The organism is Cupriavidus sp., assembly GCF_057315035.1.
The window spans coordinates 411134-425505 of sequence record NZ_DBHKYV010000001.1; the positions used below are offsets into that span (position 1 = coordinate 411134).

Consider the following 14372-nt stretch of genomic DNA (forward strand, 5'->3'; position numbering starts at 1 on the left):
CTGTGAACCCCTTATTTTTTCGGTTGCTTGACCGGACGCTGCCAGGCATCGATGGTCATCTGCTTTGCGCGCGACAACGTGAGCTTGTCGGCCGGCGCTTCCTTGGTCAACGTGGTACCGGCACCGATGGTCGCGCCGCGACGTACGGTCACGGGCGCCACCAGCTGCGTATCGGAGCCGATGAACACATCGTCCTCGATGACGGTGCGGTGCTTGTTCACGCCGTCATAGTTGCAAGTGATGGTACCCGCGCCAATGTTCACGCGCTGCCCCACGGTGGTATCGCCCACGTAGGCCAGGTGATTGGCCTTGCTATGGTCGGCGATCTGGCTGTTCTTGATCTCGACAAAATTGCCGATGTGCACATCCTGGCCCAGTTCGGTACCGGGCCGCAGCCGCGCATACGGACCGATACGGCCGTCCGGCCCGATCTTTGCTTCCTCGAAATGGCAGAACGGTTGCACGCGTGCGCCAGCGCCCACGGTGGTGTTGCGGATCACGCAGTGCGCACCGATGTGCACGCCATCCTCCAGGTGTACCTGGCCTTCGAATACGCAGCCTACATCGATGGTCACGTCGCGCCCGCAGGTCAGCTGGCCGCGCACGTCGATGCGCGCCGGATCCAGCAACGTGACGCCCGCTTCAAGCAGGCGTTGGGCGATATTGAGCTGGTGGATGCGCTCGACTTCGGCCAGCTGGACCTTGCTGTTGACGCCCAGCGTCTCCCACAGCTCGGCCGGCTGGGCCGACACGATCTCCACGCCGTCGCCGGCGGCGCGTTCGATGGTGTCGGTCAGGTAGTACTCACCTTGCGCGTTGTCGTTGCGCAGCGTGGACAACCAGCGGCGCAGATGCGCCGTCGGGCAGACGATGATGCCGGTGTTGATCTCGCGGATCGCACGCACTTCCTCGCTGGCATCCTTCTGCTCGACGATGCGGACGATATTGCCTGCGGCATCGCGAACGATGCGGCCGTATCCGGTAGGATCGGGCATCTCGACCGTCAGGACGCCCAGGCGCTCATTGCCGGCGGCCTGCACGAGATGCGCGAGCGTGGCGGCGGACGTCAGCGGCACGTCGCCATACAGCACCAGCGTGGGCTGGCCGTCATCGAGCAGCGGCAGCGCCTGCATGACGGCGTGGCCCGTGCCCAGTTGCTGCGCCTGCTCGGCGAAGGCAACATCGTCGGCGGCCACGGCTTCGCGCACGCGCTCGGCACCGTGGCCAACCACCACGACCAGTCGCGATGGCGACAGCGTGCGGGCGGTGTCGAGCACGTGGGACAGCATCGAGCGGCCGGCAACCGGGTGCAGTACCTTGGGCAACGCGGAATTCATGCGCTTGCCCATGCCCGCGGCAAGAATGACGATATTCACAAGGAGGTTCCTAAGTGAGTGTGTCTGAGAAAAAACTGAAGAATCCGATCCTGGGAGCACTGCGGCCGATGTGGCCAAACCGTTGCCACGATTGGGCTGGCGGGCGATTCACCGGCCCCGGAAACATGCGCGCCGATTCTAGCATGCGCCCCCGTGCCACACCGGGTCGATCACTTGGCGTTACGGTTGTTCACATTTGGTCACGACGCGTTTTTGCATGGTTTGCAGCATTTACCATCATTGCGGCGTTGGGCGGATGCAACGCCATGAAGCTCGGCTACCAGCAGGGCGACAAGCTGGCCTACTGGTGGGTAGACCGCTATGTGGATGTGTCGGATGCGCAGGAACCGCCGACCAAGGAGGCCATAGCGCGCTTTTTTGCCTGGCACCGGCGCGCCCAGCTTCCCGAGATTGCCAGTGTGCTGACCCGGGTAAAGGGTGAAGTGGCCGGCCCGGTGGATGCGGGGATGATCCGCCAGGTGCAGCAGGACACCAACCGGCTGGGACGCCAGGCGTTCGAGAATGCCATTCCCGACCTGGCCGACCTGACACTGACGCTGACGCCCGACCAGCTCAAGCGCATGGAAAGCAAGTTTGCCGAGAGCAATGCCAAGTACCGCAAGGAATTCCTGAAGCCGGACCCCGCAGCCCGCACCGAGGCGCGCTTCGACAAGATCATGGACTACTCCAAGCTGATCTACGGCAGCTTTTCAAGGGAGCAGGAGCAAACGATCCGTGACGCGATGGGGCCGTATATGCAAGGGGCCGAAGCCCGCTATGCGGAGCGCGTAAAGCGGCAGCAGGAATGGGTCGCGCTGGCGCGCGAGATATCCACCACGCGCCCACCCAAGGCGCAGGCCGAAGACATGCTGCGCAAATACGCCGACCACTGGCAGCGGCCGGGCACCGGCGAACAACGCAGCACCGCGGCCGGCGTGGACCTGACCGTCAAGATCGCAAACCTGACCACCGCCGAGCAGAAGGCCCACGCATCGGACCGTTTCCAGAAATGGATCGACGATACCCGCTCCCTGATGCGGGACAGCGGCGGATCGTCGCAGGCGGCAAAGTAGGCGCCGGCCGCGCAGGTCGCCACCCAGGCCGCCGCTCAGGTTGCGGATTGCGGGGCTTGCTCGCCAGCCTTCTGCAGCTTGTCGAACCGTACGAACTCCATGCGGTTCGCATCGACACTGCCGGTGAACGTCAGTGCCTGCTGGGTATAGGTGGTCTCACCGAACAGCGATGCTTCATCGACCTTGGCCAGGCCCGTGGCGAGCCCCGTGAACGGGAACAGGTCAGTATCGGCCAGGTGCGACGGCACCACGTTGCGCAATGCCGCGAAGATGTTGTCGATACGGCCCGGGTTTTCACGCTCCATGGCCTGCAACATCTCGCTCACCTTCTTGCGTTGCAGGTTTTCCTGCGAACCGCACAGGTTGCACGGGATGATCGGGAATTCCATCGCACGTGCATACGACGCGATGTCCTTCTCCGCGCAATATGCCAGCGGGCGAATCACGATGTGCTGGCCGTCATCGGTGGCCAGCTTCGGCGGCATCGCCTTCATCTTGCCGCCAAAGAACATGTTCAGGAAGAACGTGTTGACGATGTCGTCGCGGTGATGGCCCAGCGCAATCTTGTTGGCGCCAAGCTCCTTGGCCGTGCGGTAGATCACGCCACGGCGCAGGCGCGAGCACAGCGAGCACGTGGTCTTGCCCTCGGGCACCTTTTCCTTGACGATCGAATAGGTGTCGGCTTCGACAATCAGGTATTCCACGCCCAGCGACTTCAGGTACGCGGGCAGGATATGCTCGGGAAACCCGGGCTGCTTCTGGTCCAGGTTCATCGCAATCAGCTTGAACTGGATGGGCGCGCGCTTCTGCAGCGCCATCAGGACCGACAGCATCGTGTACGAGTCCTTGCCGCCGCTCATGCAGACGAGCACGGTGTCGCCGTCCTCGATCATGCCGAAGTCGCCGATGGCCTTGCCGGTCAGCGACTGCAGGCGGGTTTCAAGGCGGTAGAAGTTAGCGGAGTGACTCATAAGACGCACCTGTAACGGGTGTGGGCGCTGAACAATGGCCCGGTCACCCGAAAGAAAAGCCGGAATTGACGGGGCGATATTCTACTGGACCGGCCCGTCCGGCGCTGTTCCGGCTCAGCCCTGCTTGATATGGAAGACTTCGACGCCCACCGACTCGCAATCGGGATAGACATCGGGCTTCTCGGTCGACACACGCACGGCGCGCACCTTCGGGTGCTGCAGCATGGCGTGCGCGACGTCGTCGCACAGCGTTTCCTGCAGGTGGATATGGCCCTGGGCCATGCGCGCGGCCACCGTATTGCGCATGAAGTCGTAGTCCACGACTTCCTCAAGCTTGTCGGCATGGGGTGTGGTCTCGGCCAGCGACACGAACAGGTCGATATTCACCAGCACGCGCTGTTCGCCCTTTTTCTCGAATTCATGCACGCCGATATTGATCTGCACTTCGTAGTTGCGCAGGAACATGCGACGGCAGTCGTGCAGGCTGGGATGGGAAAGGGCGGCAAAGGTCATGGCGGGGGCAATCAAGTTACGGCTTTATTCAGTCAGGAACATCACGTCGCGGGCCAGCGGCATCAGGTGCTGGCCGCCGTCGACATACAGCGTGGTGCCGGTCACGGCGCGCGCCACGGCCAGGTAGGCCACGGCCTGCGCAATATCGTCCGGCGTGGACGATTTGCCAAGCGGGGTCATGCCATGCGCACGGACAAAGCCCGGGTCGGACTGGTCGCCGGACACCAGCGTGATGCCGGGGGCCACGCCCACCACACGCAGGCGCGGCGCCAGCGCCTGGGCCAGCTGCACGGTGGCGGTCTGCAGCGCCGACTTCGACAGCGTGTAGGACAGGAAGTCCGGGTTCAGGTTGTTGAGCTTCTGGTCCAGCAGGTTGATCACCACGCCGCGCTGCTCGGTCTCGTTGCCATCGGCGCCAAGCGCCTTGTGCATCTCTCGCGCCAGCAGCAGCGGTGCGGCAACATTGGTGCGCATGTGCGTGTCGAGCGAACCATACGAGAAGCTGGTCGCCACGTCGTACTGGAACAGCGATGCATTGTTGACCAGGCACGACGGCACGCCGAGCGCATCGATGCAGCTGGCGATCAGCCTGGAGGTGGCGGCTTCGTCGGACAGGTCGGCCTGCAGCACCGCGGCGCGGCGCCCCAGCTTGCCGATCTGCGCGGCCAGCGCATCAGCTTCGTCGCGCGAGCGATTGCAGTGGACGGCCACGTCCCAGCCCTGCGCGGCGAGTTCGAGTGCGATGGCCCGGCCCAGCCGGCGTGCGCCACCGGTGACCAGCGCGACGCCGCGCGAGCCACCGGATTGAGCGCCAGTGGCGCCCTGATTCATTGAGTCTGGCATTGCTACAATTCGCGGTATGCAGAAAGTCGCTAGTCTACCCCTTCCCCCCGCCGATGCGCTTGACGCGTCGACCGCCCTTTCCACTGTCATTGGCGACGCCATCGCGGCCGCTGGCGGCTGGATCGGCTTCGATCGCTATATGTCGCGCGCGCTCTATGCCCCGCGCCTGGGCTACTACAGCGGCGGCGCCGCCAAGTTCGGCCGCGACGCCAGCGATGGCAGCGACTTCATCACCGCCCCCGAACTGACCCCGTTTTTCGCGCGTACGCTGGCCCGCCAGCTGGCGCCACTGATCGGCATGAACCTGCCGCGCGTGATGGAATTCGGCGCCGGCACGGGTCGCCTGGCAGCCGACCTGCTACTGGCGCTGGAAGCCGAAGCGGCGCTCCCCGAGACCTACTACATCGTCGAACTGTCCGGTGAACTGCGCGCGCGCCAGCAAGACACACTGACGCAACGCGCCCCGCACCTGGCCGGCCGCGTGACATGGCTCGACGAACTGCCCGAACGCTTCGAAGGCGTGATCGTCGGCAACGAGGTTCTCGACGCGATGCCGGTTCGGCTGTTCGCGCGCAACGGCGGCATATGGCACGAACGCGGCGTGGCGCGCCACGACGGTACCTTTGCATTCGAAGACCGGCCACTCGACGACGCGGCCGTGCCCGCGGCTTTGAAGGATGTGCCCGGCGATCACGACGTGGTCACCGAGACCCATGCCGAAGCCGAAGGTTTTACGCGCGCAGTCGGCGCCATGCTCGAACGTGGCGCGGCCTTCTTCATCGACTACGGTTTCCCTGCGTCGGAGTATTACCACCCGCAACGCGTGGGCGGCACACTGATGTGCCACTACCGCCATCATGCGCATCCGGATCCGTTTTTGTATCCGGGCCTGCAGGACATTACCGCGCACGTGAACTTCAGCGGCATCGCGCAGGCGGCAGTGGAAGCCGGACTGACCGTGGCGGGCTTTGCCTCGCAGGCGCGCTTCCTGATGAATGCCGGCATCACCGACCTGATGATGTCGCTGGACCCGTCCGACGCCCGCGCTTTCCTGCCGCAAGCCAATGCCGTGCAGAAGCTGCTGAGCGAAGCGGAAATGGGTGAGCTGTTCAAGGTCATTGCCCTGACCCGCGACCTCGACGATGCGTTGCCGCTGGCGGGCTTTGCGCGCGGCGATCGAACCTTTGCCCTCTGAACATCAATCATGCTGCGCTGGACCCTGACCATCTTCCTGTGCGTGATCGTGCTGTCGGCCTCGCTGCCATGGCTGCAGAAGATCGGACTCGGACGACTGCCCGGCGACGTCCGCTTCAGGCTGTTCGGCAAGGAATACGTGCTGCCGTTCGCGTCGACGATCCTGTTGTCGCTGGTGGCACTGGTGATCGGGAAGTTTTTGTAGCTGGCTGCATCCCGCCTGTTTGCTCCCCTCTCCCGCCCGGCGGGAGAGGGGTTGGGGGAGAGGGCATGAGGTTCTGCTTGCCGACTCTCGCAAATTGAACCGCTGACCCTCTCCCCCGCCCCTCTCCCGCTCGCGGGAGAGGGGAGAAAACAATGGGGTCAGCGTGCCCTATTCCGACAACCCCAGCCGCTGCGCAACCGCTGCCACCCGCGCCTGGTGCACGCGATCCTTGATCAGTTCCACCTTGTCCGCGCACGCTTTCGCAATCGCGCCCGCATCGACCGATGCCGCCGCATCGCGTGCGGCCATCAACCGCCCGGTCTGCGGATAGTCGCGGTCTTCGAAGCCCAGCCGCCCGCGCGCATCGGCCTCGCACGCCTGCAACGCTTCGGCAAAGCGACCCGGTTTGCGCAGCGCGTCGCAACGCTCCACGAGCCGCGTCAGCGCAGCGGCCCCGAATTCGGTCGAGCGGTGGATATTGCCGTGTTCGCGTGCCACCAGCAGCGCCAGTTCGCGGCAATCGTTCGGTACGCGCAGTCGCTGGCAAACCGCTTCCAGCAACTTGACGCTGCGCTGCTCATGGCCGATATGGCGTGGCAAGACATCCTCGGGTGTGGTGCCCTTGCCCAGGTCGTGCGTGAGCGCGGCAAAGCGCACCGGCAGCGATGCATCCGTGCGGGCCGCGTAGTCGACCACCATCATCACGTGCACGCCGGTGTCGACTTCCGGATGGTAGTCGGCACGCTGCGGCACGCCCCACAGCCGATCGAGTTCCGGCATCAGCCGCGCCAGCGCGCCGCATTCGCGCAGTACATCGAACATGCGCGATGGCCTGGCCTCCATCAGGCCACGCGCCAGTTCCTGCCACACACGTTCCGGCACCAGCGCGTCGACTTCGCCCTGCTCGACCATCCTTTGCATCAACCCAACCGTCTCGGGCGCCACCGTGAACGCGTGAAAACGCGCCGCAAAGCGCGCTGCCCGCAGGATGCGCACGGGATCCTCTGCAAACGCATCGGACACATGGCGAAACACACGTGCCGCCAGATCGCGCTGGCCGCCGTATGGATCGACGATCGGGCCAATCAGGTTGTCGTGTTCATCCACGGCCTGGGCCATCGCGTTGATGGTCAGGTCGCGTCGAACCAGATCGTCTTCAAGCGTGACATCGGGGCCGGTGTAGAACGCAAACCCCTTATAGCCCACCGCCGTCTTGCGCTCGGTACGTGCGAGCGCGTACTCGGCCTTGGTAACGGGATGCAGGAAAACCGGAAAATCCTTCCCGACCGGCTTGAAGCCGGCGGCTTCCATCTGCGCCGGCGTGGCCCCCACTACCACGTAGTCGCGGTCCTGGCTTGGCGCGCCCAGCAACTGGTCACGGATGGCCCCGCCAACGGCATACACCTGCATGATCAGCCCGTCACGATGATCGCGTCGGGCCGGTCCGGCTGCGTGCGGTACGGTTCGTCAGCCACCACGAAGTCGCGCTCCTCGCGCGCGCCGGCCACCCATTCCTGCATGGCAGGCAATGACAGGATGAAGTCGGCATAGGCCTTGGCGGCTTCGGGCAGATGCACGCCATAGGTGGCAAAGCGGCTGACCACGGGGGCATAGAAAGCGTCGGCGATCGTGAACTCGCCAAACAGGAACGGGCCCTTTGCGCCGTGACGCGTGCGCAGGTCGGTCCAGATCGCCGCGATGCGATCGATATCGCGCTGCACTGCCACGCTCCAGCCAATGCCCGGCAGTACCGCGGTGCTGTTCATCGGCATCTGGCTGCGCAGGTTGCCGAAGCCGGCGTGCATCTCGGCGCAGACCGAACGCGCCACGGCCCGCGCGGCCGCATCGGCCGGCCACAGATGCTTCGCCGGAAAGCGCTCGGCCACGTATTCCGAGATCGCAAGCGAATCCCACACGGTCACGTCGCCATCGATCAGCGCGGGCACCTTGCCGGCGGGCGAGTAGCGCGCGATCTCCGCGTCGAACGCCTTCGTGAACAGGCGCAGCGGGATTTCCTCGAACGCGATACCGGCATGGCGCAACAACAGCCAGGGGCGCAGCGACCAGGACGAATAGTTCTTGTTGCCGATGACGAGCTTCATCGCGAATTCCTTGGGGGCGGAGATCTGGGGTGCAACGGGCGCCGGCGTGCGGCCAAGCGTCCCGAACCAGACATTCTATCTATCCGGCGCGGGGCCTCCAAACGAAATGCGCTAGCAAGGCTGTGAGCGCTGATCACAACGCCGTTGGGGGCAGCTTTACCGATGCACGCTGCCGCGCATTGCCTGCAATGCGGTGTCGCGGCTGCGGCCACCCAATACATCGGTCATCACCACTTCCAGGCTGACCGGATGCACACCGAGCTCTGGCGCCATGGGCTGGGCCAGCACATTGTCGAGACGCATCGAGTCGAGGTTGTCGCGCGACAGTACCGTACCGCCGGGCATATGTTCGAGAACCGCCGCCTGCATGCGCGCCAGCGCATCGGGCAGTGCAATCACGGGCCGTGGATGCCCCGATGCACGCCCGGCAAACTTCACCAGTTCCTCGAGCGTGTACACCTGCGGGCCGCCCAGATCATAGGTGCGGCCAACGGTCGACGGATTGGCCATGGCATTGACGAATGCCTGCACCACGTCCATCACGAACACGGGCTGGAAGCGCGCATGGGCACAGGCCAGCGGCACCACCGGCGCCATCTGCTGCAACTGGGCAAACAGGTTCAGGAAATGATCATCGGGACCGAACACCACCGATGGCCGCAGGACGGTCCACTGCAGGCCGCTTTCGCGTACCAGGCGTTCGCCCTCGCCCTTGCTGCGCAGATACATGGAAGGGCCATGCGTATCGGCACCCAGCGCGCTCATGTGAATCAGCCTGTGTACGCCCGTCCGGTTGCATGCCTCCACGATCTGGCGCGGCAGGTCGACGTGCGCGGCGGCGAATTGCGGCCCGTAGGGGTCGGCGCGATCGCCATGCAGCACGCCCACCAGATTGACCACGATGCCATCGACACCGAGCGATCCGATCGCATCGTCAAGCACGGCGGCATCGGCCAGTCCGAGCTCGACAACCTCCACGCGCGGCAACAGCAGCAGGTGCTGCGCGTGTTCGACATTGCGCGTGCCGACCACGATGCGGTCGGGGGCGATCGGACTATCGGGATTGGAGGCCGGTTCGAGCGGCGCGCCTGACGCTGACGCCGCGCCGGCCAGGCGGGACACGAGGTGGCTGCCGATAAAGCCGGCGCCCCCGATGACTAGGACATTGCTGGTCTGCATGGTGGGCTCCGTGACAAACGCGATGCGCTGGCATTCATGCGCGTTCCCGTGTCACGGAGCCGGGCCGATCAGGGCAGGCTGGTCGTCGTGACCGAGGACGGCGCGACCACTCCCAGCCGGTCTTTCAGCGACTGGGGACGGCCACTCATCAATGCAGCATAGTACGTAGCGTTGGAAAGCACATTCTTGACATAGACGCGCGTTTCCGTGAACGGGATCGTCTCTGCAAAGATCGCGCCTTCCACGGGCCGCGAGAGGCTGGAACGCCATGATTTGGGGCGTCCCGGGCCGGCGTTGTAGCCTGCCGAGGCCAGCGTCCATGAACTATCGAGATCCGTCAGCACCATGCTCATGTAATTTGTACCGAGCAGGATATTGATATTCGGATCGCCCATCATCGACGGCGAGAAGTCCGTCATGCCAATCTTTTTGGCCACGTACTTCGCCGTGGCGGGCATGACCTGCATCAAGCCATGCGCACCGGCAGACGAACGCGCGTTCATGATGAAGCGCGATTCCTGGCGGATCAGGCCATAGGCCCAGGCCATGTCGAGGCCCACGTCATCGGTGGCACGCTGCATGATGTCGCGATACGGCATCGGGAAACGCTGTGCGAAATCGTGTTCGGCCTTGGTACGGTCAGACGTATTGACGGTACGGTCGAGCAGTTCGATCTTGCGCGCGTACTCGGCGGCAGCCAGCAGCTCGCGGTCGTTCATGCCGCGCAGTTCCCAGTTCCATTCGCGATTGCCTTCGAAACGCAGGTTCAGGTCGTAGAACTTCTGTGCACGCACAAAGCCGGGACGCGTGCGCATGGCCATGGCCTCGGCATCGCTGACCGCGGTGCGCGCCGGCAGCGTGATGCGGTTGCCCAGTTCTTCATTGGCCAGTTGGCCGTAGAAATTGAACTGGCCGGCGATCGACTGGAATTGCGCCTGCGCATCGCTGGTGCGGCCATCGGCCTTCAGTGCGCGGCCATACCAGTATGTCCAGGCCGGATCCTTGGCGCGCAGTTCGGGGCGCATCAGTTCGATCGACTGGCGCACCTGCTTCCAGTCGCCCTGGCGCAATGCGGCGCGCACGCGCCATTCCTGCGATTCGTCGGACAACCACTGGTTGCCGCCCAGGTCCATCTGGCGGCGATAGTAGCCCGCGGCTTCCGGCATCAGTTTCTTGGCCGCGAACTGGCCGATCACGCCCCACGCGGCACCCTGCTCGTCGCGCGACAGGTTGCCGACCATGGTGCTCAAATAGGCCGAAGCCTGCGCGGGATCGTTGCGCGCCATCTTGACCACGGTAGCCAGCGGATCGCTGTCCGCGCGCGCATCGGGCACGGCGGCGGCGATCTTCGCGGCCAGCGTGGTGTAGTTCTGTTCCAGCGCCTGGCGTGCCTGGAAGGCCACGTCGCTGCGCTGGATCTGCTGGCTTTGCGCCAGATAGCTGATCAGGTCCACGCAGCCGTCGCCCAGGTAGCGCGGGTCGACCAGTACGGCTCGTGCTTCGGCCGCCACGTTCTGGCCCTTGAGCGCCTTCGACAGCAGCGCGTAGCACTCCACCTGCGTGTCGTCCTTGAGCACGAACTGCGGATACTGGATATCGAAGTTGGCCCAGTCGCGTTTCTTGCCCAGCACCAGCAGCCAGTCGTTACGCATGCGATCGGCAATGGCCTCGCCCTGGTAGCGCTGCAGGAATGCGGCGATTTCGGCATCGGGTGTATCGATGCGCGGCTGGCCACCGGCATCAAACATCTGCGGCTTGATGCGGAAATATTCGACGTAGGACGGAATCGGGTAATCGACCAGCGTGGCGGAAATCGCGGCGGCGCGATCCACGTCATTCTTGCGGGCGGCTTCGCGCAGCGCGACGAAGGCATCGTCCGGAGTCGACGGAATGGTCTGCACGGCCGGCTGTTGCGTGGCCGGGCGCGGCTGCGGCGCCGGTTTTTTCTGCGCATGGACTGGCGTGGCCAGTAGTGCCCCCGCAAATGCGAGCCAGGCGGCGCGGCCTGCATGGCGCAGATATACTCCCTTCGGCATTCTTGCTATCCCTTAAGTGGTCGCGCGTGCCCATGATGGAGACAGGCACGCAAGTTCTTGTTTGTCTCTGAATGTCTGTTCGCCGGCCATTATTGCACGCCATGCCCCCAACCCAAGCCCCGGACAACGGTCCAGACGCCCGCCAATTCGATGCTGCCGAAGCGCGCCGTGCATTGCGCCGTCAACTGCTGGCGCTACGCGCCGCGCTGCCCGGACGCATGGCGGCCGACGCCAGTATCGAACACGCGCTCGGGCTTCTGCTCGAACGCCTCGGTGTGCGGCGGCTAGGCTTCTACTGGCCAATCCAGCAGGAATTCGATGCACGCCAGGCGGTAGCACAATGGCTTGCCGCCATGCCCGGGCGCATGGCCGCGCTGCCCGTGGTCAGCCGCCCCGGCGCGCCGCTCGATTTCCATTCCTGGACCCCCGAGACGACAATGCGCGCCGGCCACTACGGCATTCCGGTACCCGACGGCACCGAGGCCGTGTTGCCCGACGCGCTGCTCATTCCCTGTGTCGGTTTCAACGACGATAAGTTCCGGCTAGGCTATGGCGGCGGCTTCTACGACCGCACGCTGGCAGCCATGGCGCAGCTTGGCGCAACGCCGCTGGCCATCGGCATCGGCTTCGACGCGTGCCGGATTCCACTTGTTGCGCAGGCGCACGACCTGCCGATGGACTGGCTGGTGACGGAACGGGGTGTGATGTAATCTGGCGGGCATCGCGCGGGTCACACATCAATAGCCGGTGACGCCTCCACGGGGCGTCGGCACCGCGAACAAGAAAAATAGCCTTCATGAATAAGACAACCCTGAAAGCGGCCGCTGGCCTGTTCACGCTGTATTCCCTCGTTCCTGCCCCGGCACTTGCGCTCGACGCGGGCCAGTTGCTGGCCAAGGTCAGCCCAAGCGTCTTTACGGTTGCCACGCTCGGACCGCAGCGCGCGCCGCTCTCCACCGGCTCCGCCGTGGTCACCGCGCCGGGCCAGCTGGTGACGGCCTGCCACGTGCTGGCGGGCGCCAAGACCGTGATGATCCAGCGCGACAATGTCAGCTACGGCGCCACGCTCGATGCCCCAGACGTCGAGCGTGATGTTTGCCTGCTCAAGGTGGCCAACTTCAACGCGCCGGCGGTAGGCATCGCAGCCGGTGCGCCGGCGTTCGGGCAACGCGTATTCACGGCCGTCGCGGCCGAGGATGGCCGGGTATCGATCAACCAGGGCACCGTAGCCGGCCTGCGCGCCGGACCCGACGGCGGCCTGGACCGTATCCAGGCAACGGTCGCGCCCACCGCCGCCATGAGCGGCGGCGGCCTGTTCGACGACAGCGGACGACTGGTGGGCGTGCTGACACGCGGCGCGCAAGGCGAGAAGCTCGCCAGCGCGTTGCCGTCCGCATGGATTGCCACCGCCCCGGCGCGCAGCGCGCGTTCGCTGGCCGACTACAAACCCACGGCAGTACTCGCCGCACCCGCTGCACCTGTCGCAGCCGCCAGCCCGGCTGCACCCGACACGGCGCCGCAAGTCAGCGAGCCGCCACGCGTAGGCGAAACCTGGCGCTACGAACTGACCGACCGCCTGACCAAGCTCAAGCGCGAGGTGGTGTATCGCGTCGACCGGATCGATGGCGACAAGGTGATCTTCAACCAGGGCGCCCGCGTGGAATCACTCGACGGTCGCCTGCAGAAGATGACGTCGCCGATTGGCGGTGAAATCGACAATCTTTCCCCTCCCGGAGGTTGGGTCCCTGCCGATGCAAAGGTCGGCATGCGCTGGAAGTACACCTACAAGGCGCCCGGCAGCGATTCGCGTACGGAGCTGACCGGCCGCATCACCGGCGAGAGTCCGTTCCGCCTGTCCACGGGCGAAGTTCGCGCGTTGCGCATTACCTACGACGGTACGGTAATGCGCTCGTTCTATGGAGCGGGCGCCGTAGGCAATACGGTGTCGGTGCCCTACAAGATCTCGCTCTGGTATGTGCCCGAGCTGCGGCGCGTGGTGCGCTTCGATGCGAGCTATGCGCACCGCTATGACCGGCTCGATGAGAGCCTGGTGCTGGTCGACCACCGTTTCGAATAATTCAGTCCGCAGCGCAGTCCCGGGCTGGTTCCGGGTCCGGGCTGCGCAGCAGCGCAGACACCAGTTCCTGCATCCTGCGCCAGTGCGAGCCTTCCCAGAACACGCGCCGGCAGTGCGGGCATGTGACAAAGCGCTGATGACGCTCGAATACGCCCTCCGGCACGCGTCCCTGTGCGTCGGCCTTGTCGATCCGGTGCAACGGTACATTGCAGTCGAGGCATAACGAGAACGGCCGGGCGCTGTTGGCGAGATCGAGCCGCGCGAAGATCTCGCGCGCCTGTAGCGCCGACTTGATCGCGCGTACATAACAGCCGTGCGTGATCTCGCGCCGCTTGAGCAGTTCGCGGTCGCGGGTCAGCACGATACGGTGCTCATCGGCGGCAATGCGCGCGATCTCGCGATCCTCGAAATGATTGTCGTAGAGCGTGTCGAAGCCGGTCATGCGCAGCAGGTGCGCCAGGCCTCCCAGATGGGCATCGGCAACGAAGCGGATTACCCGCAGCGGTTGCTCGCGGACCCGCAGCAATGGCGAGATATCGAGTGATTCGAACTTCGGATAGACCGCCACGCGGTCTCCATCCTGGACCACTTGCTCGAACACCGCGGACTCGCCGTTCACGAGGATCAGTTCGACCTCGGTATGCGGCACGCCGAGTGCCTCGATCATGTGCTTGACCGTGGCCGCCCGTGCGCAGGGGCACGACAGATCCCGCCGGCGCTGCGATGGCGCCAGGAAATCATTCAGTTCCTCGTAGAAACGGAAGGTGGCGGTGACCATGGCGTCGAGTATGACACCATCGGCC

At 64.8% G+C, this 14372-nt stretch carries 14 protein-coding genes; 5 read left to right on the top strand and 9 right to left on the bottom strand.

What is annotated here, in order from left to right; genetic code table 11:
- Positions 1–11 precede the first annotated feature (11 nt).
- The gene (gene glmU / locus ACO550_RS01895; RefSeq protein ID WP_315596485.1) at positions 12–1376 is read right to left on the bottom strand and encodes a bifunctional UDP-N-acetylglucosamine diphosphorylase/glucosamine-1-phosphate N-acetyltransferase GlmU; all 1365 of its coding nucleotides are present in this window, start codon (positions 1374–1376) and stop codon (positions 12–14) included.
- A gap of 266 nt (positions 1377–1642) precedes the next feature.
- On the opposite strand from glmU, the gene ACO550_RS01900 reads away from it, so the two are divergent.
- Complete coding sequence (locus ACO550_RS01900) at positions 1643–2449, top strand: DUF6279 family lipoprotein (protein ID WP_315596486.1); 807 nt, start codon at positions 1643–1645, stop codon at positions 2447–2449.
- A 35-nt stretch (positions 2450–2484) separates the two neighbouring features.
- Here ACO550_RS01900 and ttcA read toward each other — a convergent pair whose 3' ends face one another.
- From ttcA to ACO550_RS01915, 3 genes are all read right to left on the bottom strand, one after another.
- Positions 2485–3420 carry a tRNA 2-thiocytidine(32) synthetase TtcA gene (gene ttcA, locus ACO550_RS01905; RefSeq protein ID WP_315596487.1) on the bottom strand — a complete coding sequence of 312 codons (936 nt, stop codon included), beginning with the start codon at positions 3418–3420 and terminating at the stop codon, positions 2485–2487.
- Between the two features lie 114 nt (positions 3421–3534).
- Positions 3535–3933 carry a dihydroneopterin aldolase gene (locus tag ACO550_RS01910; RefSeq protein WP_315596488.1) on the bottom strand — a complete coding sequence of 133 codons (399 nt, stop codon included), beginning with the start codon at positions 3931–3933 and terminating at the stop codon, positions 3535–3537.
- A gap of 24 nt (positions 3934–3957) precedes the next feature.
- Positions 3958–4764, bottom strand: a complete 807-nt coding sequence (locus ACO550_RS01915) for an SDR family oxidoreductase (protein ID WP_315596489.1) — start codon at positions 4762–4764, stop codon at positions 3958–3960.
- A gap of 28 nt (positions 4765–4792) precedes the next feature.
- Here ACO550_RS01915 and ACO550_RS01920 point away from each other — a divergent pair, with 28 nt between their 5' ends.
- Together ACO550_RS01920 and ACO550_RS01925 are read left to right on the top strand one after the other, a co-directional pair.
- Positions 4793–5971 carry a class I SAM-dependent methyltransferase gene (locus ACO550_RS01920; RefSeq protein ID WP_315596490.1) on the top strand — a complete coding sequence of 393 codons (1179 nt, stop codon included), beginning with the start codon at positions 4793–4795 and terminating at the stop codon, positions 5969–5971.
- A 9-nt stretch (positions 5972–5980) separates the two neighbouring features.
- On the top strand, positions 5981–6175 hold the full coding sequence (locus ACO550_RS01925; protein ID WP_315596491.1) for a DUF2905 family protein: 195 nt from the start codon (positions 5981–5983) through the stop codon (positions 6173–6175).
- A 168-nt stretch (positions 6176–6343) separates the two neighbouring features.
- On the opposite strand, the gene ACO550_RS01930 is transcribed toward ACO550_RS01925, so the two are convergent.
- The 4 genes from ACO550_RS01930 to ACO550_RS01945 form a co-directional block, all read right to left on the bottom strand.
- Positions 6344–7585 (bottom strand): multifunctional CCA addition/repair protein, encoded by a 1242-nt coding sequence (locus ACO550_RS01930; RefSeq protein WP_315596492.1) that lies wholly within the window; start codon positions 7583–7585, stop codon positions 6344–6346.
- Positions 7586–7587: 2 nt separating this feature from the next.
- Entirely contained in the window at positions 7588–8277 is a 690-nt protein-coding gene (locus tag ACO550_RS01935; RefSeq protein ID WP_315596493.1) for a glutathione S-transferase N-terminal domain-containing protein, read from the bottom strand.
- Positions 8278–8433: 156 nt separating this feature from the next.
- A complete protein-coding gene (locus ACO550_RS01940) occupies positions 8434–9456 on the bottom strand; it encodes an NAD-dependent epimerase/dehydratase family protein (RefSeq protein ID WP_315596494.1) in 1023 nt (340 codons plus the stop codon).
- 68 nt (positions 9457–9524) lie between these two features.
- Positions 9525–11492: a lytic transglycosylase domain-containing protein gene (locus ACO550_RS01945; protein ID WP_315596495.1), complete on the bottom strand. Its 1968-nt coding sequence runs from the start codon at positions 11490–11492 to the stop codon at positions 9525–9527.
- A 101-nt stretch (positions 11493–11593) separates the two neighbouring features.
- Between ACO550_RS01945 and ACO550_RS01950 the strand changes: the two genes are divergently transcribed.
- Together ACO550_RS01950 and ACO550_RS01955 are read left to right on the top strand one after the other, a co-directional pair.
- Positions 11594–12202 carry a 5-formyltetrahydrofolate cyclo-ligase gene (locus ACO550_RS01950; RefSeq protein ID WP_315596496.1) on the top strand — a complete coding sequence of 203 codons (609 nt, stop codon included), beginning with the start codon at positions 11594–11596 and terminating at the stop codon, positions 12200–12202.
- Between the two features lie 86 nt (positions 12203–12288).
- Positions 12289–13569 carry a trypsin-like peptidase domain-containing protein gene (locus tag ACO550_RS01955; protein WP_315596497.1) on the top strand — a complete coding sequence of 427 codons (1281 nt, stop codon included), beginning with the start codon at positions 12289–12291 and terminating at the stop codon, positions 13567–13569.
- Position 13570: 1 nt separating this feature from the next.
- On the opposite strand, the gene ACO550_RS01960 is transcribed toward ACO550_RS01955, so the two are convergent.
- Positions 13571–14347: a Mut7-C RNAse domain-containing protein gene (locus ACO550_RS01960; protein WP_485994034.1), complete on the bottom strand. Its 777-nt coding sequence runs from the start codon at positions 14345–14347 to the stop codon at positions 13571–13573.
- Positions 14348–14372 lie beyond the last annotated feature (25 nt).